Consider the following 21,465-nt stretch of genomic DNA (forward strand, 5'->3'; position numbering starts at 1 on the left):
AATCTGTCGTCGTACGGGAAAGCCGCCATTTTACCTCAATCTTCGGCTCCACCACGATGGGCTCCACCACATTACGTAATGAAAAAAATAAACGCGAAAGACTTCCAATACGATGAGAAACGGCCGTTTTCAAGCAAGGAGACGGCCACTCGCATCGATCCATTTTATACCGACGAGGCCGATCAAAGTCGGCAACTGGATGCGCTAGCCGAACGCATGGACCAGGCACAAAATAAAATGCATGCCGACGAGCATTATGGGCTGCTGGTTGTGTTTCAGGCCATGGATGCCGCCGGCAAAGACAGTAGCATCCGTCGGATATTTAAGGGTGTCAACCCGTCCCGTTTTCAAATAGCGCCGTTCAAGAAGCCGGACAAAGGCGACTTAAAGCACGATTTCTTATGGCGTTTCTGGCAGGAGTTGCCTGAGCGCGGCAACATTGGCGTTTTCAACCGCTCTTACTACGAAGAAGTGCTTGCGTTGCGCGTGCATCCCGAGCGGCTTAAGGAGCAGTCTATTCCCAAAAACCTTTTACCAACTAACGAGAAGACACTCTGGAAACAACGTTTTGGAGACATAGTCCATTTTGAAGACTATCTGTTTCGAAATGGCTTCCCCATCGTGAAATTTTACCTGCATGTCGACAAAAAAGAGCAGGGGAAGCGGCTCATTGCCCGGCTGGAAGATACTGAAAAGCAATGGAAGCTAAGTCCAACGGACCTGGAAGAGCGAAAATTCTGGCCCCAGTACATGCAGGCTTATGAAGATACCGTCAACGCAACAGCTACCCGACAGAATCCCTGGTATGTGATTCCGAGCGACGACCGCGTGAATCAGCAGCTGATCATTGCGTCTATTCTGACCGAAATTCTTGAATCGCTGCCCGTGCGTTTTCCAGAAACAGACGATAAGGAAGCGAAGAAGCTGATTAATCAAATCAAGAAACAGGATAGCCAATAGCAGGTCTTTTCACTGCTTGGCGTATCCATTATTGGTTTTATCCTATATAGACTGCCGTTCACCCCGTTATTTAGCGGCTTCATCTATTTTTTTCCCAGCCTTACTATACCCAAACGTACTTTTGCGTTAGCAACCTGAACCACCATCGTTCGTATGTGTGGCTTATTGATAACGCAATGAAACACACGATACCATTTTGGATCTTGGGCCTTCTCATATACTTAATACCCTTACAGGCCACTAAAGCTCAGGAGTTGACCAATGCCCGTAGCAACGCATCCGAAAAAGGAATTCGATCGGCAGGCCTGACTATCAGTGGATATATTAAGGATGCAGGGAATGGGGAAGGATTGATTGGCGTCTCTGTTTACGTTAAAGAAACGGGTACAGGAGCCGTAACAAACAGCTATGGCTTTTACGCCATTACTTTACAGCCCGGCCATTACAACCTGGTTATCAGCTATGTTGGCTACGCAAAACAAAGTAAAACGGTTACGCTGACCGATCAGAACGTCCGTCTTGATCTTGAAATGAGCCAGGAAGGCAAACAGCTTCAGGAAGTTGTTGTATCAACCACGCGCGACGACGACAATGTAAAAAATATTGAAATGAGCGTCAACCGCATCGACGTGAAAACGCTGCAGCGGATTCCTGCGCTACTGGGCGAAGTCGATGTAATCCGCAGTATTCAACTGCTGCCGGGCGTCTCGACCGTAGGCGAAGGCGCGACAGGCTTCAACGTGCGCGGGGGGAGTATCGACCAAAATCTAGTGCTACTCGACGAAGCGCCGGTCTATAACTCGTCTCACTTGTTTGGCTTCTTTTCGGTATTTAATCCGGACGCAGTGAAGGACGTGAAACTGATAAAAGGCGGTATTCCATCAAACTACGGAGGGCGTATTTCATCGATTCTGGATGTGCGGCTAAAAGAAGGTAACGCCAAGAAAGCTGAACTCAATGGTGGCATCGGCCTTATTTTCAGCCGTTTGTCTTATGAGCGGCCTTTGTTCAAGGGAAAAGGCTCTTTCATTGTCGCTGCCCGGCGCTCCTATGCCGATATTCTGGCGCAACCATTTTTGACCGGTGATCTGAAAGGCGCAAAATTCTATTTTTACGACCTCACAGCGAAAGCTAATTACCACATTAACGACAAGAATACAGTATTTATATCGGGCTATCTGGGCCGCGATGTATTTGGGTCTGACTTTGGCTTCAATTGGGGGAATACAACTCTGTCGGCTCGCTGGAATCACGTATTCAGCGACCGGCTGTTCCTGAATACCACCGCCTATTACAGTAATTACGATTACTCTCTAAATTCGGACCTGAAGCAGAAACGACCAAATGACTTTTTTCGCACCGATTCCCGTATTGTCGATTATAGCTTAAAGCCAGATTTCTCGTTGTTTCTTGGCAAGAACACGATATCCTTCGGGGGTCAGGCAATTATCCATGATTTCCAGCCGGGTATGGCCACAGCCGCCAGCTCGGGCAGCGTTCGCACATTCGGCATTGCCAATAAACACGCGCTCGAAGCCGCTTTATACATTGGCAACGAACAGCAGCTGACATCGAAATTGCAACTCCAGTATGGGCTGCGTTATTCATTGTTCAATTATACAGGACCGGGCGAAGCCTATACATTCCAGACAGATGTACCGCTAGGCACTCGGCGCGAAGTGATCACAACGGTGGACTACCGGGGTGGAGAGGTTATTAAAACCTACGGCAACTGGGAGCCCCGCTTTTCGGCCAAGTATGATCTAACCAGCAATAGTTCGCTCAAATTCAGTTATAATAGACTGGCTCAGTACATCCATCTGGTTTCCAACACAACTGCGTCGACGCCACTGGATATCTGGACGCCATCAACCAACAACATCAAACCACAAATTGGCGATCAGGTCGCGGGTGGTTATTTCAAAAATTTCGGTCGCTCAAACGGCGCAGGCAGCGAGTTCGAAGCCTCGGTCGAGGTTTATTACAAATGGCTCCAGAACCAGATCGATTACATCGATGGAGCCAGCCTGATCCTGAACAAATACCTGGAGGGCGATTTACTGAGTGGCAAAGGACGTGCCTACGGAGCCGAATTTTTCATCAAACGAAATACGGGCGTTGTCAACGGCTGGGTTAGCTATACGTTGGCCAAAACCGAGCGGCAGGTCAACGGCATCAACAATAACAACTGGTATCCAACGCGTTTCGACAAACGGCACACCCTGACATCGGTACTGCTGTTCGATCCGCCACAAGCCAAACGCTGGAGTTTCTCGGCTACGTTCACACTGGCCAGCGGTACACCCGGCACTTTTCCAACAAACCGATTTGAATATGAAGGGTTTGTGGTTCCCCAAAACACCGATAATTCCCGAAACAACTACCGAATTCCGGCGTATCACCGGCTCGATCTGGCAGCCACTTTGCAAGGTCGCAAACGGCCGGGCAAACGGAAAGATGATAACTGGGTCTTTTCGGTATACAATGTCTACGCCCGGAAAAACGCATTTTCGGTGTACTTCCAGCCCAACACCGACAATCCCCGCATAACAGAAGCGATTCGCTACTCTGTTTTTGCGACCCTGATTCCTTCGGTAACGTACAACTTTAAATTTTAGTGATAACAACCTTTAGGTTCGCCAATACACTAAGTAACAGCCGGTCCGGAAGAGCGGCACAACTAGCATGAAATCAACGCGTTTCGTTTTATTTATCGCCGTAGCTGTTCAGGCTCTGACCAGTTGCACCACGGTGATTGATGCCAAACTGGATACAGGCCCAATCCAGCTATCGGTTGATGGAACTTTGACCGATCAGCCCGGCCAGCAAACCATTCGTCTCACCCAAACAGCGGCTTATTTTGACAATAGTCAGCCGACGCCTGCCACCAGCGCAACAGTGACGGTTTCGGATGATGCCGGTAAGACATACCCGTTTTCGGACCCGGATAATGACGGCTACTACGTTTGGCAGCCAACGGGTAAAGACACATTGGGTCACATCGGGCGGACGTACCAGCTCACCATTGCGTATCAGGGCGACACGTATCGGGCCAGTTCAAAGATGAATCGGCTACCGCCCATCGACTCGATCATTTTTGTTAAACGGAAGCTGAATCCATTCTCGAAAACAGAAGGCTACCGGGGCGAATTTTACGCGGTCGATCTTCCCGGTTCCGTTGATTATTACCGCATCCGGTTTTTTCGAAATGGCGAGCTGCAAAACAAACCCGAAAACATAATTACCTCGCAGGATGGTGGGTTTAGAGGGGTTAATAACGTGACCGATGGTCTAACGTTTATTGCGCCCATCCGACGATCGATCAACCCAGATAGTTTGTATGCCCTGAATGATGTCGTGAAAGTAGAGCTTCAGTCTCTCACGGCCGATGCCTTTGATTTCTGGCAGGCGTTGCGCACCCAGATCACAAACGGGGGGCTGTTTGCCACTCCCTCCGTCAATGTACCCACCAATATCATCAACACCAATGCGACCGGACGAAAGGCGACGGGCTTTTTTATCACCTCCGCCGTTCGAAGTAAAACGGCATCGGTTGTTCAAGCCAATATTCGCGTACGCGAGGATTGAGCAGGAGCAACGAACGGCCCTGTCTTTACTTACCGCTTCAAATCGCCCCGCTTCAATGCCTTTACCGCATAATCGGCGGCACGAGCTGACAAGGCCATGTAGGTAAGCGAAGGGTTTTGGCAGGGCGACGAAGTCATGGCTGCGCCATCGGTACAGAATACGTTTTTTACGATATGGTGCTGGTTGAACTTGTTGAAGACTGAGTTTTTGGGCGATGTACCCATGCGAGCTGTGCCCATTTCATGAATGCTTAAGCCAGGATGTGCCTGAGCGTCGAAGCCGTTAATGTTCGAGAAACCGGCTTTTTCCAACATCTGTACGGCCTGTTCCTGGGCGTCTTTTCGCATCAGGGTTTCGTTATCCCGATAGTGCACATCCATTTTCAGAACTGGCTGTCCCCACTTATCCGTTACATCGCGGGTCAGGTAAACCCGGTTATCTTCATAAGGCATGCATTCGCCGAACGCATCCAGCGTGATTTTCCAATTACCAAATTGGGTAGCTTTCTCCTTAAAATCAGCCCCAAACCCATCTTCGTGGTAAGCATGCTCCCAATTTTCCCGGCTTGTGTATACTTCAAACCCATATCCCCGTTTGAACGCTTGTTTCTCCTGACCTTCCAGATTCCGAAAGCGCGGGATGTATAAACCCGCCGGATGCCGCCCATAGTAATATTTATCCAGATCATGTTCATAATCGGCAGTCGCACCGACATGGAAATGGTGATCCATCAGGTTACGCCCTAATTGCCCACTGTCGTCCATGCCAGTTGGGAACCGCTTCGATGTAGAATTCATCAGGATATAGGTCGACCCCAATGCCGACGCATTCAGGAAAATAATACTGGACTGAAACTCGTGCCATTGGTGCGTTTGCTCGTCGATTACGCGAACTCCCGTTGCCCTACCCGTCTTCTCATCATAAATTATTGAATTGACAATGGAATGCGGCCGAACTGTGAGTCGCTTGGTTCGGCGGGCGGCCGGTAACGTTGCTGACTGGGTACTAAAATAAGCGCCATAGGGGCAACCACGCATACACAGATTTCGGTACTGGCACTTGGCACGGCCCAGGTTCGTCTGCTCCTGCGTAGGGGCAGTCAGGTGAGCAGCCCGCGCCGAAATCACTTTACGGTCGGGAAAACCAGCGTTTACGGCTTGCCGAAAATGTGCTTCTACGCAATTGTCGGGCATAGCGGGTTGAAATTGGCCGTCGGGCAGATGCGGCAATCCATCGCGATCTCCGGCAATGCCTGCAAACTTTTCGACATAGTCGTACCAGGGCGCAATGTCTTTATACCGAATAGGCCAATCGGTAGCGATGCCTTCTCTGGCATTGGCGTCAAAATCGAGATCCGAAAACCGGAATGAGTACCGACCCCACATCAGTGACTTACCCCCAACATGATACCCGCGAATCCAGTCGAATGGCTTTTCTTCGACGTACGGATTCTCCAGGTCATTAACGAAATGCTGGTGTGTTGCTTCGGTAATAGTAAAGCCCGTCCGGTTCTGCACGGGATACTGCTTCACAACCTCAAGCGGTACAGCCTGGTTATGGTGGGGAAAATCCCACGGGTTCATGGTAGCCGTATGGTAATCTGAAACGTGCTCAATCATACGACCACGCTCGAGCATCAGTACATTGAGCCCTTTTTCGCATAACTCCTTCGCCGACCAGCCTCCGCTAATACCCGAACCAACAACGATGGCATCAAATTTTTTACCGGGTGGAATGACGGACGGAGTAGAGGTCTTTCTGGAATTCATGATTCAATAGTTTAAGCGATCGTCTCATCGACTTGCACCCTGCAAAAAAGCCGCGATTTCCATACCCCAGGCAATGCCAATGTGGATGAGAAGTCCGCCCCAGATGCTCCGGGTACTTAAGGCAAGAACACCCAACAAATACCCACCAAACAGCGACGAAACAGCTTCGCCCAAAGGCCGGCCAAAATGAACGGTGCAGTACCAGACAACCATCGGCAGCACGGCTCCACGGCCCAGGACCTGACGCATACCAATTACGAGAAAGCCCCGGAAGAGTAATTCCGTCGGGACAAAGTCCCACCCATAACACAGTTCATAAGCGAGCGCGGTTACCCATTCAGGCACGCCAAAAAACTCGTTGGCATTTGTGTCGCGGTAGGTTGGGTATGCTTGAAGAAAATCGGCCTGAAACGACGCCAGCGTGATCAGCGGAATCATTAGTCCCAGCAGAATCGCATAAAGCACCAATCCCTTTTGCTTCGGGGTTATGCCGTAGAAAGAGCTTGGATAGGGATCCAGGAATTTATAGAATAAAAAAAGCGGTAATACAATGGTTAGTACCGACTGCAAATTGTGCAGGCAATAGTAGGCAAATACATAAATCTGCCCATCAAACAACTGTCGGCTCCAGTAACTATGTGCATAAAAACCGGCGTAAATGGAGTAACAAACTAAGGCCGTTCCGCTCCGAAGCCAGAATGCCCGGTTGCGCCAGATGTCGGGCCGTTGATGGAAATGTGTCCATAGCCAAACGCTGCCATAATAGGCCGTGGCATACAGGCAAAAGTACAGAAATGGCCAGATGGGTTTCCCCTGATGCGAGTCGATATACGCATCTTCGAGGTCAACGTAATAATTGACAGCAATGAGCAAGGTCACCCAGAGAGCCGTAGCCCCATACAGGTTAGGTCGGAAATCGGCGCGAAGATGAGTGCGCAAATCGCGCCATAAGGCTTTCACTTACTATTTGGGTCGTACAATCTGTCGTTTCTACTACAAAAGCAACTTTACAATGAAGCTGTTTAGATCTTAAAATGGGTTAACAAAAGGCGTTTTTTGCCATTCCGACGCAGGAGGAGTGACAGATTCTATACCAGTTCCATAAAAAACTCAACTTTATTGACAGGCACTTTTACTAAAATATCCATATCGCTAGCCATCAGTTTGCTAGAGCAAATAAACAGAAATTAAAATCCTTCTTTCTCCGCTTCTTTGTCTTTTTTCTTTTCGTCTTTCTTTTTCTCCTCCTTCACCACTTTTTGACCCGGTTGTGGCTTAGGCTTGGGAGCCGCCTTCGCTTTCGTCTTGTACTGATCCAGATACCGATCCACAAAGAGAGCTTTCTCATCCGCCGTGGCCGCAACGACCTCAAGCGTAGCCTTCGACGAATTCTTGGAACCGGCCAGTAATCGGTCGTTAATCTCCTGTTCCGACGTCACGATGGCTAATTGCCCAAGCGCCGTTGGCGTGCTGCCCGGTTTATAATCGTAGAATACCCACACATCTGGCGACGCTTCCAGGTAAATGCTTGCTTCGTCGCCGTTGGCACCTTTCCGAATTTCGATGAAGCCATCCATCTGGGCGTTTATATCTGTCGCCATCATGTTCGATACGCCCAACCGACCCGTGCTGTAGAACGCATTGTATTTCGTAGACCAGCGCAGGTTAGCGTTTGCCAGTACCAGCATCGCGTTGAGTTTGGGGGATGCCTGATTGAGCGGTGCGTGCTGGTTCTGCGCCTTGACCCGGTAGGCATCCACGGCCTGTTGCCCAATCAGCGGAAGCAGTTTATCCGACAACCGGTTCAGGTCATCATCGGCGGCTTCATCATTTTTCTCTTCCAGATTTGCTTTGACGATCTTATCCGAAATAAGGCTGGTGATTGGATCAGGTGCAGGAAACGCAAATGCCAGTAACGTATTAAACCGATATTGGCTGCTATCGATGTTCACCCGCGCCGATCCAGATGCCAGCAGGTACTCGTGCGGAGCGGCATTCAACAAATTCAACTTGCCCTTAAACGTCATCAGGCCACGGGCATCGTTGAACGTAAATGCATTTTCAACCTCTTCGTCAACAACCGCAACGGCAATGTCGGTTTTTGTACTGTCGGCCTTCGTGTTATCCGTTTTCATCGGGCTCGTCTTAACGCTATCCGGCGCACTGGCAGCTGCGGCCACGGGTTCTCCGGCAGCGAGGTCGCTGCCTTTCGACGCGATTCGGTATACTTTATCCTTCTCGTCGTAGCGCATAATACCCGTTGCCGTAAACAGATCGTCGTCTTTCGAATCTTCTTTCGGCGATAAGAACGTTGGGTAAAGACCCGCGCCACCCAGTCGGAAGTGGATACCAGCGACTAACGGTTGTCCGCCTTCGTTCTTTAAGTTCTTATCTACTTTTACTTCCAGCCGCTCCTCAACCTTCTCCTTAAATGGAATCCAGCCGCCAACCAGGTCCTGCCGTTTTTTCAAGGCCGGCTTTATAAAACCATCCATCGCCAGGTCGGGCGCAGGCGCCTGCATGGTGATGGCTCCTTTAAAGAGCATTTTTGGGGCGAGTTGCAGGTTATCGTCCTCATCGACTTCAGCGCGGGCAACGGTAAAGTACGTCGTTGTTGCTGATGGCTTCGCATTACTCCGTCGGCCTTTAGGCGCTTTCTTGGTATCGGCAGTCAGGGTTGCGGGTGCCACAGCGGGGGCTTCTTTCAACTCGAAACTGCCCATCTTAATACTGGCTGTGTCGCCTTTAGCCGTCGCGAACTGATACGTTGCATCACCGGCAAAACGCGTGCGGGATAGAATCTGAATATTCCCGTTTTTCAGGCGGTGAAACAGACTAATCGTATCCAGTTCCAGCCGGGCGTTTTTCAGGGGCAGCATCTCGCCATTTCGGCGGATCGTTAACTGGCCTTTTTCGGGATAAATGCGGGCATCGGCAGAGGTAACATAGGGCACACCGCTAATGTTAAGCATCCGTTTTTCCACATCGTATAAGGCCGCCGATCCATTGAAGGTCAGTTTTTCCTGCTCGTCGGCTGTAGCGGTGAAGGTTGATGTTTTCACGTCGCCTTTCATGGCAATCGTCTTCGCATTTATGTTCCATACTGCCCGGTTAATGCTGGTTTTGTAGGCTGCGAAGGGAAACTCCATGCTCGCGCTGACCGTATCGTCAAGGCTTTCCTTTTTATTGATAACCAACCCGACAATTCCTTTTGTCTGGTTAAAATCGACGTCGATGCCATTGCCCAGCAAAATGGGTTTGCCAATGGGCGTTCCCGGCGTTTCCTTATCCGCGATGATTTTGAACTGGGCATTTATGGCGACAAAGCCTTCCTTGTTGAACTTGATGCTGCCCGAAATCGCTTCGGAATCTTTCCGGCGCAGGGTTCCGTTGCCAAACAAGCCCGACGAGCGGAGGGCCAGTCCACCTTCGAGGTTGGTGGTGGCGTTATAAAAATTGAAGTTATTCTTCTGGGTTGTAATGACCATGCTGTCCGCTTTGGGCCACCATTTCAGGCTGTAATTATTGAGCTGAACCTGCGGAAAATAACCCTTCCCGATCACCCCTTCTTTAATTTCGCCTTTCTCTCCCGAAGCCAGCAGCGAATCGGTCATGAATAGAATTCCCTTGGTATTCAGGCTAGCGGTCAGGTGATTTAGCACGCCTTCCGCCCGAAGTCCGCTCTTGTCCATGGTCAACTCACCGGTGAATTTGACCGTCGATGGTGAAGCTCCTTTCTTGCCACTATACACCGGATAGCCCGTGGCTGGTGCTTTGTGTACAAACCCAAGCGTGTTATCGGGCATCGTTTTGAGCTCGGCTTTGAAGGGCGGGAAAATGCCATCGGAATAAAACGTGCCCATAAACGAGATGTCGCCTTTGCCAAGACTATCGTTGTCGATGGCCGGAATCTTGAAGTAGACTTTCTGATTGTAAAGCACATTCCCCCGAACAGGCTGGTTGAAATAAACCGTCATCCCTTCGGGCATCACCAGGCGCTGGGTGGTTTTCTTACCCGCAATCCGGCCCGATTTATTGTCGGCGCTTCCCAAATAAACCGTTCCGGGATTCTCGTATTTAATATCGCCCCCAATTTCGCCTTCTTTCCCCTGGGCCGCCAGTTTCTGCGACGAGAAGGTAATGGAGTCGATTTTGTTCATGGTCATGCCAAACTTGTCATAATCGAATTTGAGATCACGACCGGCATAACGGAGATTACCCGCTTTCAGCTGACCATTCAGTGTAAAGGCCCGGCCTTTGCCCACCCGCAGGGTTTTGTCGGACGGGAAACCGACGATTTTTAATGAATCAGACAAAACAAACCGCTCAACGCCCCGAATCGTCAGCAATTTATCATCGAGGTTGATGGTCGCGTTTTTGATGCTGTCGTTTGAGGCAAACAGCGACTGCACCTGGAAGTTATCGTAATCGCGTTTCTGGGTATACGCCAACACATATAGATACCCTTTCCGGCTTAGTCGCATCAAAGACGTGTTCGGGTCACGGTCAATATACCCTTCTAACACCATGCGATTAAGAGCGCCCCGCAACGATTTCGCATTGACATTTTTCGCGAACTGGACAATGTCGTCGTCCAGGAAGGTCTGCTGTTTTTTGGTCGAGATGTAGTTCGCCACAATTTGCAGCGGGTGGAAACCATAGTCAACGGTCAGATCGGCGTAACGCTGGGGCTGAAAGTAGTCGTATGATTCGAAACGAACGGGCACTTCACGCTTAGCACCCACCTGATAGAAATCGACTTTCCGACGGGGCAAATCCCAGCGTACCACTTCGGGCATGATGTAAAACTTGTGATACGAATCGGCATAGGGCACCCGGGCATAATCCGTCCGTTGTTCGCGGTCGAGCCAGGCAATGCGCTGGTTTTTGTCGTACCGGAACATCACCGATGGATGCGAGATTGAATCCGCATCGACATAGCCCACAAACGCAGCTGACGTTGCCGAAATCATAGATCGCGCACTGGCCCCAGCCGTTTTAGTAGGTTCAGGTACCGTGTTAAAGCCCGACTGAGCCAACCCGGCCTGAGTTGAATCAGGACGAACCGCCCCCGAGCTGGTGGTGACATTCCGAGTTGTGTCACTCAGGCCGAACTCAAATCGACGACTGCTGGCCTTAAAAGCCGGTTTACCGTTGTATTTCACAATGATCTGAGCGGGCTGCCCACTGGCCGATGCACCCACCATCTGCGTACCCGACAACGCCAATCCACCCCGGTACTCCAGATCGGGACCCAAATCAGGTAGCTTCACGTCGTTTTGCCACGACATGAAGCGCGGATACGTCACAGGACCCCCTTTTTTCTTACTGACGTATTCAAAAACGCCTTTTACGGGCTTGCTCGTACCATACGTCAGCGTTACATCGTCGGCCTGGAGACGCGGGGTCATCACGGGCATAGCATAGTCGCTCAACGTCACGAAAATATCGGGTCGACCCGCCGTTTCCCAGGTAAACTTACCACCCTGCCCGACGAGCATCCCCTCTTTAAGCATCAGATCACCGCTGGTATTGGCCAAAATGGCCGAGTCACCATTGGCTTTGATGGCTAGCGAAACGTCTTTCAGGCTAAGAACCACGCCCGCAACGGCTGGCATTGACCGACGCTGTGGAATGTATTGAGGTCCAAGCTGGCGGGGCTGCGTCGAATCGGTCGAAGCGGGTGTATCCCAGCCATCAAACCGTGAGCGTTCAACGGATGCTTTAACCGCAGCGATTGAATCGGCGGGCGTTTGAGCGGCTCCCGGTTGCACAGGTTGCACCCCGTCTACATACCGAAACTGATAAGTGCCGCCCAGGGCATAAAGTTTATTGTAGGTACTAGCATACAGTTCACGCCGTTCCATGAACCGTCGGGCCGTTTCCAGACTACGAGCAAACACCTTAGGATCATTGGCATCAAAAAGCTTTTCGGCTATCGTTAAAATACCATCGACGGTAGCCGGTCCCGCTTGTGGCGCATTGGCAGCCTGGTAAAGTGCCTCATAAAAGGGCACAAAATGGCTAGCCGCCGGAAGCCGCTTCTGGTTCATTTTCCGGCTGAGTGCCATCACACGCTCCTGCTGGGGTGCCGATAGCTTACTCTCCGACCAGAGCGATTGAAGGTCTGTCCCGGCCCGAACGGCCGCTGGTCCACCCGTTGCCATCAGCTTTTGCACTTCGGCCATAAATTGATCGGGCTTGTCGGAAAGCCGAACCGCCTGCCCCAGAGCAGTGGTTAGGGTAAGAAGCGTTACGATCAGGCTGTACTGTATGCGATTCATATTCATCCGATAGCTGACAGGAAATACATTCGTTTACTCCGTGTTTCTGTCAACGTTTGTAAAATGATAAAGATGTCCATTGATTTGTTATTAGCCGTTTGGTCATGACCAAGCCAGCCTCAACGGCCTTTTGTTCAATATCAGCGGCATCCTGTTCATAGAAACCGCTGACAACCAGATGCCCGTTTTCGGTTAATAAATGGGTGTAGGTGGGAATTTCGGCCAGCAACACGTTTCGGTTAATGTTGGCTAAGATAATTTCGTACTGGCTGGCCGGATCAACATTAGCAATAGTGCCCATAAACACCTTCACTTGCGGACAATCGTTCAGTTCGGCATTTTCGCGGGCGTTTTCAACGGCCCATTCTTCAATATCGAACGCCAGCACGTCGCGTGCCCCCATTTTTGCCGCCAGAATCGCCAGAATACCCGTCCCACTGCCCACATCGAGTACCGCTTTACCCTCGAAATCAAGGCCGAGCTGCTGTTCAAGCATCATAGCAGTGGTTTCGTGGTGGCCCGTTCCAAACGACATCTTCGGATCTATGACGATATCGTACCGGAATGGACCCGAGCCGCCGGTACTTTCCGATGTATGAAAAGACGCCCGTACCCGCACAGATGACTCCGGCCCAACGCCTACTTCAATTGGTTCATAACTACGCTCCCATTCGGCATTCCAGTTCCGTTTTTCTAACGAATTGACTTCATAGGCTATTGCTGTCTGCGCAGCGTATTTACCAATCAATTCCTGCACGGCCTGCTCATTAAAAGCAGCCTCGATAATATAAGCGTTTAACCCTTCATCGGTTTCCACAAATGACTCATAACCAAGCTCTGCCAACTCGGCAGTAAGGATGTCGGTGTAATCGGGCGACAGGCGCAATTGAAGTTCACTATAGTTCATACATCAAAGTAACGAAAAAGGCCCAAGCGCTGGCTAATCGAATGAGAAAGCGACCGAGGTTTGGCTTATTTTCTGAACATTTCCCGTTTACTTTCACCCGTTGATTTGCAATTTTGGACCCAACAACTTACCCACCCTTATTTTTGGGTAAACCGAGCCGCGGAATTTATGACGAATGCTTTTTTGATCATCGACACTCAGTTCGATTTCTGTCATCCAGATGGTGCCTTGTTTGTGCCGGGGGCTGAGCAGGATGTTGAGCGCATGGCAGGCCTGATTCGGAAACACGCCCATCAGATTGACCATATCGTGGTTACGCTCGATACACATCATGTGCTGGATATTGCTCATCCCCTGTTCTGGCATGATGCCGACGGGAAGCACCCGAGCCCATTTACCCAGATTACGGCCGCCGATGTGGATGCTGACCGCTGGACACCCCGTTTTTCGGCAGAAAAAGCCCGCAAATACGTACATGCCCTTGAAGCCGATGGCCAGTTTATGCATTTTATCTGGCCCGAACATTGTTTGATCGGCTCCCGTGGCGCAGCCCTGCACGATACGTTACTCGATGCCCTTAAGGACTGGTCCAGTCAGCGGGATCTCGATTATGTGGCCGTACAAAAAGGATTATATCCGCTGACCGAACATTTCGGTATTTTTCGGGCACAGGTACCGGACCCGGCCATTCCGGAAACGCAACTCAACACGGATCTCATTGCTGATTTAGCCCGCTTCGATACCGTTTACCTTATGGGTGAAGCTAAATCACACTGTGTAGCCAATAGCCTTAAGCAACTTCTGGATGTGGCTCCCGAACTAGTAGCGAAGCTCGTTGTCGTGACCGACTGCATGTCGGATGTAACCGGATTAGGCCACCTTGCCGATCCAATTTATGCCGAAGCACGAACCAGACAAGTGCGTTTTGTTGAGTCAGTCAGCATTTTTTCGGATCACTCATCGCTTTAGACGCCGTTAAGGAGATTATTTTTAGTAAAAACCTGTATCTTTTCGGCTCTATGGAAAAGACGCTTTCGCTGTTCCCGCTTAATCTGATCGTTTATCCGGGCGAGGATTTAAACCTGCATATTTTCGAACCACGCTACCGCCAACTCATCGACGAGTGTCTGGAGGAAGAAAAGACCTTTGGCATCCCCGCCTTTCTGAATAATAAACTGCCCGGTTATGGCACTGAGATGCACGTGACAACACTGCACAAACGATATCCTGATGGCCGGATGGACATTAAATCGAAAGGATTGGGTGTTTTTCGGTTGGTGAACTTCGAAAACCCCCTTTCTGGAAAGCTCTATGCGGGTGGCGAAGTGGAATTAATCGAACCAGGCGACAGCTTTAGTGCACATTCTTCGGCCCTGATCGAGCGACTTGAGCGGCTTTATGAATTATTGCAAATTGAAACGGATTACGGTCCCTCAATGGAGAACCTCTCTTACCGTGTAGCCCACAAAGTTGGCCTATCCATCGAGCAGGAATATGAACTGTTGACCCTCGAAACCGAAGCCGAACGCCAGCTTTTCCTGATCCAACACCTCAATAATGTGTTGCCGGTGGTATCGGATATGGAACGCACCAAGCAACGCATTCGAATGAATGGCCATTTTAAGAATCTTGACCCGCTTAATTTTTAAAGAGCGAAATCGGACCGCCGATGCGGAATGAATAAGTGAAAGAGAGGTTAAATAGGACGCTCTTTCACTTATTCATTCCGCATCGGCGGTCCGATTTCGCTCTTTAATTTTTCTCCTCCACTTTCCCTACCTTCTTAGCTCGCCTGGGCAGTTGTTCCGTAAATTCATGAAAGTTCTTGATGGGCGGGCGTGGCTTCTCGGCTTCGCCAATCAGGAATCCATACGGTTTAAGTGCCTCAACCGAGTCGAATATAACCTTCAGGATGGCCGTCATGGGTAAGGCCAGCACAAGACCCGGAAGCCCCCAAACGTTTTCCCATAAGATCAGGACGATGATGGCCGCCAGCGGATTAATACTGACTTTCGAACCGACGATATAAGGAGTGATGAAATTTCCCTCCAAGGTCTGCACAAACAGAAAAACCCCAATGACGCCCAATGCCTTGATGGGATTATCCTGCGTTACAAGGGTGTAGGCCGCCGGGAGCAACGAACCCATTGAGATACCAAAGTAGGGAATAAGCACCAAGCAGGCTCCGAAGAAACCAAAAAACACAGCGTAGTCGACGCCAAGAATGAGCAGCCCGACCGTCATCAGCGTACCAATAATAAGGATGACCAGTACAAGACCGGCCAGGTAATCTTTTACCACCTCATAAATCCGGCTCATGACATCGTCAATCTTCGACCGACGCGCATCTTCAAATACTTTGTAGAAAAAAGAGCGAAAGAAATCACGGTAAAGCAGGAAAAAGAAGGCAAATAGCAAGATCAGAAAGAGGTTCGTAATAATGCTGGTAGTCGCCAGTAACGTTGTTGTCAGGATGGTTCCTCCCTCAGCCAGAGCCTGATTCAGGTACTTTTGAATTTCCGATACCTGCCGCTGCCGATCAATGTTCAGTTTCTCATCCGCAAAGGTTCGCAAGCTGTTTATGTAAGCAGTACCTTTTGTAACAAACTTTGGGATAACCTCAGAAAAGTTACTGATCTGTATGGAAATCCCCCAAAACAAAGCGGTTAACACACCCAACGTCAGTAGCAGACACAAAATGATAGCTAATACTCTGGGCACACGCCATTTTTCGAGCCGATTTGCCAGCGGAAATAATAAGACGGCAAACAGAATTGAAAAAACTAAAGGAATTAATAATCCTTGCAGTATGTGCAGACCGTAAACAATAACGACAAGTGACAAGAGTACGCAGACTAATTTTGCGTAGGAAGGGAGTTCAATTTCCCGCGAGCGAATATTCATGATATAAGTAGAGACAAGCGCAAATTTTAGCCGTTATTTTCGTTAATTTTGATTTGTGGACTGATGTAACCAACCTACAAATTTCGTATTTGTTCAACATAAAGTTGGTTCTCTGCTAGGAATTAATAATCTCGTTTTCAATTCGAAACCCACAGAAACATACCGCCCGAAGGTGTTAAGTTTTTGTTAAGTATGCATTCCTGATTCGTAACGTTGCGGATAAGCCACGTAACTTCGGGCTACCGATCATTCGGTAACCTTTCAACAAGGTGAACCATTCTTACCAAACCAGTTCTGTATGAGTGCTGCTAAGGCTGCTCAACCTCTACACCGCGTTTTAGTCGTTGACGACGACGCCGATATTGTGGAGATGCTCGAATATAATCTAGACAAGGAGGGCTATGACGTCCGTACCGCAACCGACGGCCGCAAAGCCGTTGAAATCGCCAAGACATATATGCCCGAGTTGGTTCTACTCGATATTATGATGCCCCATATGGACGGCATTGAAGCCGGACGCCAGTTGCGCAATATACCCGAATTGCGTCAGACGTTCATCCTTTATTTAACAGCCCGTTCGGAGGAATATTCCGAAGTAGCTGCTTTCGATGTGGGTGCCGACGACTACATTACCAAGCCCATTAAGCCCCGTGCCCTGATGAGCCGCATTAACGCGCTGTTCCGGCGCGAAGCGCAGAAAGCCGACCCCGGCGAACAGATTGCCATTGCCGATCTGCTGATCAACCGCAAAAATTATTCCGTTAGTCAGAATGACAAATCGGTGATTTTGCCAAAGAAGGAATTTGAACTCCTGTTTTTTCTGGCCCAACATCCCAATAAAGTTTGTAGCCGGGAGGAGTTGCTACAAAAAATATGGGGTGCCGATATTTACGTGCTCGAACGCACGGTAGACGTTCATATCCGTAAGCTTCGCGAAAAAATCGGTGATACCCACATTCGTACCCTGAAGGGCGTTGGGTATATGTTTACCGACCAACCTGAATAAAGAGTGAAAGAATGAAAGAGTGAAAGAGCGAATTACACCGGTATGTTTTTCGCTCTTTCACTCTTTCGCTCTTTCACCTTTTTATCTTTACCTCATGTCCCTAAGTCCCCGCCTGATTGCACTGTTGCTGGCCTGCCTGATTTCGGCACTGACCCTGGCGTTTCTGACGTTTGTGGAGGGCGTTACCAGCACCATGCTCTTTGTGGTAGGTATTTCGTCGTTTATTATTTCTTTTTTTCTGGTCTTCTACGCCATTGAACTCCTTGTATTTCGGGAAGTCAACAAGATGTACAAGACCATTCATAAATTAAAAATTCGCGACTTTAACATCTCCCGGAAGTCGATCATCAAGAATACAAATCCGTTCAAGAAACTCAACGATGAAATTTTTGTGTATGTGGCCCGGAAGCAAAAGGAAATTGACGAATTAAAGCGGCTGGAACTCTTCCGGCGGGAGTTTCTGGCCGATGTATCGCACGAATTAAAGACGCCGATCTTTGCCGCTCAGGGTTTTATTCATACCCTGATCGACGGGGCCGTAGACGATGAAAAAGTGCGGGACAAGTTTCTGGCCAAAGCCGCCAGAAGCCTCGATGGTCTCGATGCGCTGGTCAAAGACCTGGTCGCCCTTTCCCAACTGGAAACGGGGGAAGTGCGCATGAACTTCGAACGGGTCGACCTGACGCACATTACGCAGGATATTTTTGAGCAGTTAGAGAAGTTTGCGCATGCTAAACAGACGTCGCTTCAGTTAAAAAGCTTTCACGCTGGACCCGTATGGGTAAAAGCCGACGCACAGCGAATTACGCAGGTAATGACAAACCTGATCGAAAACGCAGTAAAATACGGCAATGAAAACGGCCGGGTTCAGGTGAATTTCGAAGACGACAAAAAGTCTATACTTGTATCCATCCGCGACGACGGGCCCGGTATTCCGCCTGAACACCTGAGCCGTATCTTCGAACGCTTCTACCGGGTTGAAAAGAGCCGCTCTAAAGATCGGGGCGGCACGGGCCTGGGCCTGGCAATCGTCAAACATATTCTAAACGCCCATAAAGCCAAGATTTCCGTGATGAGCAAAGTAGATCGCGGCACCACATTCCGGTTTAAGCTGGAACGGATGGACTAACCGAACTTAGATCAGTCGCTTTAGTACAAAGCTGGTCACGATAATCTGGCCGTTGCGCCGAACCAGAATAGACACCTCTTTGCCTTCTCCCTTTTGAAGTATTTTATAGATGTCACTAACGGTCAACTCATTGGCGGAGCTGTTATTGACAAATAATACTTCATCACCTTCCACTAAACCGGCCAGATCAGCAGGAGACCCCGCCACAACTTTATCTACGTAATAATTACGGAACCGTTCGCCTTTGGCACGTAGCTCCATGCCGCTCATGTCATGCTCGAAGGACTCTTTCAAAAGCCGCTTGATGGGCTTCATGACGATATAACGATCTGGGTAGTTGAAGGTGACGTTGAAACGGCGGAGTAACTCACAGCCCACGTTTCCCTGTCGCTCGGGCATATCGACCAGCTTCATACCAAATCCGAGGCTATCGGGAAACGATGCCAGAATATTATCCAGTTCGTAGCGACCAAACCGGACTTTCTGAATTCGTCCCATGACGCCATTAATGACGCCGTTGAGGCCCCGCCCCAATTGTGCCCGAATACTTTTTACAGGCATGGGCATAGAGGCCGTACTCCGCGAGCGATCAAGCAACAGCGCATGTCCGGCGCCTGTATCCAGCACAACCCGTAGCGGCAGATTCTTTTCCCCGTCAAATACAGACAGCGCATCTGTGTAGGCTTTTGTATCCTGAATAGTGATTGGATACCGGTCACCTTTACGCTTCTTGTAGCTATACTTCTCCGGCTTCATCAAGGTTATTTCGCGCCGTTGGAAATCCACGTTTACGACGAAGTTGGCGAAGATCTCGTAGCCAAAAATGCCGTGGACAGGCGTCCCTACGTACTCCGATAACCTTAGAATATCTTCATCCAGAATTACCAGGTTATGGTGTGCTGCCCGTAGGCCACCCATCATCAATACGTTATCAATAGCAATAGAGGCTGTTAGGCTCCCTCCCTCTCCGGCTCCACTGATTTTGACTTTGCGTGTCAGTGTGAGCGGCTTTTTACGAAAAGCGCCAGGATCAGTGATAATGGTATTGCTAACGCCCGTATCCAGGATGAATCGGAGCGTATCCGATCCGTTGACACTAACTGGAACGATAATGAGGTTCGAATGGAGTTGAAACGGAATTCGCGTCCAGGAGCGATTGTCGGCAATGAAAAATCCATAACGCTCCTTATCCGGTGTACGATCCTTCGCTTTGGCGGCTCTGCGCTCCTGATCATCTCCCCAGGCAACGGCGCACATGCCTAATAGCCCGATTATCAATGCCAGCGTTTTCATACAGTAGATTTGTTACATTAAAATTACTCATTTTTTTATCCAAATAACACAATAACCATAAAGTTAGTTTAGGCTTTCTTCAGATAGCGGTTTATACTTATTAATAGGTAATCAAAATTTAGTGTCTTCGGGGGAAGGTGTTCGACTGAAAAGCCCTAATTTCGCCTAAAAATACCCATGAAGCAATGCTGCTAGTGGGTTTAAGAATCTGATTTTGACCTCATTATTAATCATCTATGCGTAAGAAAATCGTTGCTGGCAACTGGAAAATGAACAAGACATCCGAAGAAGCGAAAGCGCTGCTATCGGAAGTAATCAATATGGTGAAAGATGAGGTTACGGGCGATGTGGAAGTCGTACTATGTCCTCCAGCTTTATACCTGGCTACTGCCCGGCAATACGTAACAGCAGGTGGCAAGGTTGCGCTGGGTGCCCAAAACTGCCATGAGAAAGCATCGGGTGCCTACACCGGCGAAATTTCGGCGCCTATGCTCCAATCCATTGGCGTTGAATACGTTATTCTGGGTCATAGCGAACGGCGGCAATATTTTAACGAAACGAATGCACAACTGGCGGAGAAAGTAAACGTAGCTCTTGAGAATGGCCTGAAGCCTATTTTCTGCTGCGGAGAATCCCGCGATCTGCGCGAGAACGGCGATTTCATCGGCTTTGTAAAAGACCAGATTACCGAAAGTCTCTTTCATCTTTCGGCGGAGTCGTTTGCCAATATCGTTATTGCCTACGAACCAATCTGGGCTATTGGCACTGGCTTGACGGCCTCGTCAGCACAGGCCCAGGACATGCACTTTGAATTACGTCAGCATATTGCCAGCCAATATGGTGACACGGTAGCGCAGGATACAACGATTTTGTATGGAGGCAGCGCCAACGCACAAAATGCTGAAGAGCTTTTCGCTCGCCCCGATGTGGATGGCGGCCTCATTGGCGGAGCCTCCCTCAAATCCCGTGATTTTCTGACTGTAGTGAAAGCTGCGCAATAAACTTTAATGTTGGATGATAGAATGCCTGAATGATTGAATAGCTGGAGTATGTACCTATTTAATTATTCAGGCATTCTATTATCCAAAACTAATCATGACAGCTGCTTATTACGTCGATAAGTTTTCCATGCAGCCCCATCCTGAGGGCGGTTACTTTGTTGAAACGTATCGTTCTGCCGAGTTAATTCCGAAAGCCGCGTTGCCCGGCCGGTTCAGTGGCGCGCGTTCGTTTGGCACCGCTATTTATTTCCTCCTTGAAAGCCACCACGTTTCGGCTCTTCACCGCATTGCCTCCGACGAAATCTGGCACTTCTACGCTGGAGGAACGCTTGACATTTTTGTTATCACCCCAACTGGTGAATTAAGCGTTATTTGCTTAGGTAACAAGCCAGAACAGGGTGAGGTATATCAGGCTGTTGTGCCAGCGGGTTGCTGGTTTGGCTCAAAGCCTGCGCCGGGCACCGACTTCTCTTTGGTAGGCTGCACGGTAGCTCCCGGCTTCGACTTTACCGACTTTGAGATGGCCAGTCAGGAAGACTTATTTCATGAATTCCCACAACACAGGCAGGTAATTGAGAAGTTAGCTAAACCTGGATACATGTGATTCTTTTGATTGATCTGATT

The 21,465-nt window shown here is 49.4% G+C and carries 15 protein-coding genes; 9 read left to right on the plus strand and 6 right to left on the minus strand.

What is annotated here, in order from left to right:
* Positions 1-78: 78 nt before the first annotated feature.
* From SD10_RS26610 to SD10_RS26620, 3 genes are all read left to right on the plus strand, one after another.
* The gene (locus tag SD10_RS26610; RefSeq protein WP_046578255.1) at positions 79-960 is read left to right on the plus strand and encodes a PPK2 family polyphosphate kinase; all 882 of its coding nucleotides are present in this window, start codon (positions 79-81) and stop codon (positions 958-960) included.
* A gap of 176 nt (positions 961-1,136) precedes the next feature.
* Entirely contained in the window at positions 1,137-3,578 is a 2,442-nt protein-coding gene (locus SD10_RS26615) for a TonB-dependent receptor (protein WP_046578257.1), read from the plus strand.
* A gap of 67 nt (positions 3,579-3,645) precedes the next feature.
* A complete protein-coding gene (locus SD10_RS26620; RefSeq protein ID WP_046578260.1) occupies positions 3,646-4,548 on the plus strand; it encodes a DUF4249 domain-containing protein in 903 nt (300 codons plus the stop codon).
* Between the two features lie 29 nt (positions 4,549-4,577).
* Here SD10_RS26620 and SD10_RS26625 read toward each other — a convergent pair whose 3' ends face one another.
* The 4 genes from SD10_RS26625 to prmA all read right to left on the minus strand — a co-directional run bounded on the left by SD10_RS26625 (position 4,578) and on the right by prmA (position 13,508).
* Complete coding sequence (locus SD10_RS26625) at positions 4,578-6,317, minus strand: GMC oxidoreductase (protein WP_046578261.1); 1,740 nt, start codon at positions 6,315-6,317, stop codon at positions 4,578-4,580.
* A gap of 24 nt (positions 6,318-6,341) precedes the next feature.
* Entirely contained in the window at positions 6,342-7,277 is a 936-nt protein-coding gene (locus SD10_RS26630; RefSeq protein WP_046578263.1) for a CPBP family intramembrane glutamic endopeptidase, read from the minus strand.
* 227 nt (positions 7,278-7,504) lie between these two features.
* Positions 7,505-12,601: a hypothetical protein gene (locus SD10_RS26635; protein WP_046580197.1), complete on the minus strand. Its 5,097-nt coding sequence runs from the start codon at positions 12,599-12,601 to the stop codon at positions 7,505-7,507.
* Positions 12,602-12,650: 49 nt separating this feature from the next.
* The gene (prmA, locus tag SD10_RS26640; protein ID WP_046578265.1) at positions 12,651-13,508 is read right to left on the minus strand and encodes a 50S ribosomal protein L11 methyltransferase; all 858 of its coding nucleotides are present in this window, start codon (positions 13,506-13,508) and stop codon (positions 12,651-12,653) included.
* A gap of 168 nt (positions 13,509-13,676) precedes the next feature.
* Here prmA and SD10_RS26645 point away from each other — a divergent pair, with 168 nt between their 5' ends.
* On the plus strand, positions 13,677-14,477 hold the full coding sequence (locus SD10_RS26645) for a cysteine hydrolase family protein (RefSeq protein ID WP_046580200.1): 801 nt from the start codon (positions 13,677-13,679) through the stop codon (positions 14,475-14,477).
* 50 nt (positions 14,478-14,527) lie between these two features.
* Positions 14,528-15,157, plus strand: coding sequence for an LON peptidase substrate-binding domain-containing protein (locus SD10_RS26650; protein ID WP_046578267.1), 630 nt, complete (start codon positions 14,528-14,530; stop codon positions 15,155-15,157).
* A 103-nt stretch (positions 15,158-15,260) separates the two neighbouring features.
* On the opposite strand, the gene SD10_RS26655 is transcribed toward SD10_RS26650, so the two are convergent.
* Complete coding sequence (locus SD10_RS26655) at positions 15,261-16,412, minus strand: AI-2E family transporter (protein ID WP_046578269.1); 1,152 nt, start codon at positions 16,410-16,412, stop codon at positions 15,261-15,263.
* 298 nt (positions 16,413-16,710) lie between these two features.
* On the opposite strand from SD10_RS26655, the gene SD10_RS26660 reads away from it, so the two are divergent.
* Positions 16,711-17,418, plus strand: coding sequence for a response regulator transcription factor (locus tag SD10_RS26660; RefSeq protein ID WP_046578271.1), 708 nt, complete (start codon positions 16,711-16,713; stop codon positions 17,416-17,418).
* Between the two features lie 94 nt (positions 17,419-17,512).
* Positions 17,513-18,547 (plus strand): sensor histidine kinase, encoded by a 1,035-nt coding sequence (locus SD10_RS26665; RefSeq protein WP_046578274.1) that lies wholly within the window; start codon positions 17,513-17,515, stop codon positions 18,545-18,547.
* Between the two features lie 6 nt (positions 18,548-18,553).
* Here SD10_RS26665 and SD10_RS26670 read toward each other — a convergent pair whose 3' ends face one another.
* A complete protein-coding gene (locus SD10_RS26670) occupies positions 18,554-19,840 on the minus strand; it encodes an aspartyl protease family protein (RefSeq protein ID WP_046578276.1) in 1,287 nt (428 codons plus the stop codon).
* 236 nt (positions 19,841-20,076) lie between these two features.
* Between SD10_RS26670 and tpiA the strand changes: the two genes are divergently transcribed.
* Together tpiA and SD10_RS26680 are read left to right on the plus strand one after the other, a co-directional pair.
* A complete protein-coding gene (gene tpiA, locus SD10_RS26675) occupies positions 20,077-20,841 on the plus strand; it encodes a triose-phosphate isomerase (RefSeq protein ID WP_046578278.1) in 765 nt (254 codons plus the stop codon).
* A gap of 94 nt (positions 20,842-20,935) precedes the next feature.
* Complete coding sequence (locus tag SD10_RS26680) at positions 20,936-21,445, plus strand: cupin domain-containing protein (RefSeq protein WP_046578279.1); 510 nt, start codon at positions 20,936-20,938, stop codon at positions 21,443-21,445.
* Positions 21,446-21,465 lie beyond the last annotated feature (20 nt).

The sequence above is a fragment of the Spirosoma radiotolerans genome (assembly GCF_000974425.1).
Taxonomy (GTDB): Bacteria; Bacteroidota; Bacteroidia; order Cytophagales; family Spirosomataceae; genus Spirosoma; species Spirosoma radiotolerans.

Coding starts and splice junctions, on each gene's coding strand:
- SD10_RS26610 (WP_046578255.1), top strand. CDS start 79: ATGAAAAAAATAAACGCGAAAGACTTCCAATACGATGAGAAACGGCCG.
- SD10_RS26615 (WP_046578257.1), top strand. CDS start 1,137: ATGAAACACACGATACCATTTTGGATCTTGGGCCTTCTCATATACTTA.
- SD10_RS26620 (WP_046578260.1), top strand. CDS start 3,646: ATGAAATCAACGCGTTTCGTTTTATTTATCGCCGTAGCTGTTCAGGCT.
- SD10_RS26625 (WP_046578261.1), bottom strand. CDS start 6,317: ATGAATTCCAGAAAGACCTCTACTCCGTCCGTCATTCCACCCGGTAAA.
- SD10_RS26635 (WP_046580197.1), bottom strand. CDS start 12,601: ATGAATCGCATACAGTACAGCCTGATCGTAACGCTTCTTACCCTAACC.
- prmA (WP_046578265.1), bottom strand. CDS start 13,508: ATGAACTATAGTGAACTTCAATTGCGCCTGTCGCCCGATTACACCGAC.
- SD10_RS26645 (WP_046580200.1), top strand. CDS start 13,677: ATGACGAATGCTTTTTTGATCATCGACACTCAGTTCGATTTCTGTCAT.
- SD10_RS26650 (WP_046578267.1), top strand. CDS start 14,528: ATGGAAAAGACGCTTTCGCTGTTCCCGCTTAATCTGATCGTTTATCCG.
- SD10_RS26655 (WP_046578269.1), bottom strand. CDS start 16,412: ATGAATATTCGCTCGCGGGAAATTGAACTCCCTTCCTACGCAAAATTA.
- SD10_RS26660 (WP_046578271.1), top strand. CDS start 16,711: ATGAGTGCTGCTAAGGCTGCTCAACCTCTACACCGCGTTTTAGTCGTT.
- SD10_RS26665 (WP_046578274.1), top strand. CDS start 17,513: ATGTCCCTAAGTCCCCGCCTGATTGCACTGTTGCTGGCCTGCCTGATT.
- SD10_RS26670 (WP_046578276.1), bottom strand. CDS start 19,840: ATGAAAACGCTGGCATTGATAATCGGGCTATTAGGCATGTGCGCCGTT.
- tpiA (WP_046578278.1), top strand. CDS start 20,077: ATGCGTAAGAAAATCGTTGCTGGCAACTGGAAAATGAACAAGACATCC.
- SD10_RS26680 (WP_046578279.1), top strand. CDS start 20,936: ATGACAGCTGCTTATTACGTCGATAAGTTTTCCATGCAGCCCCATCCT.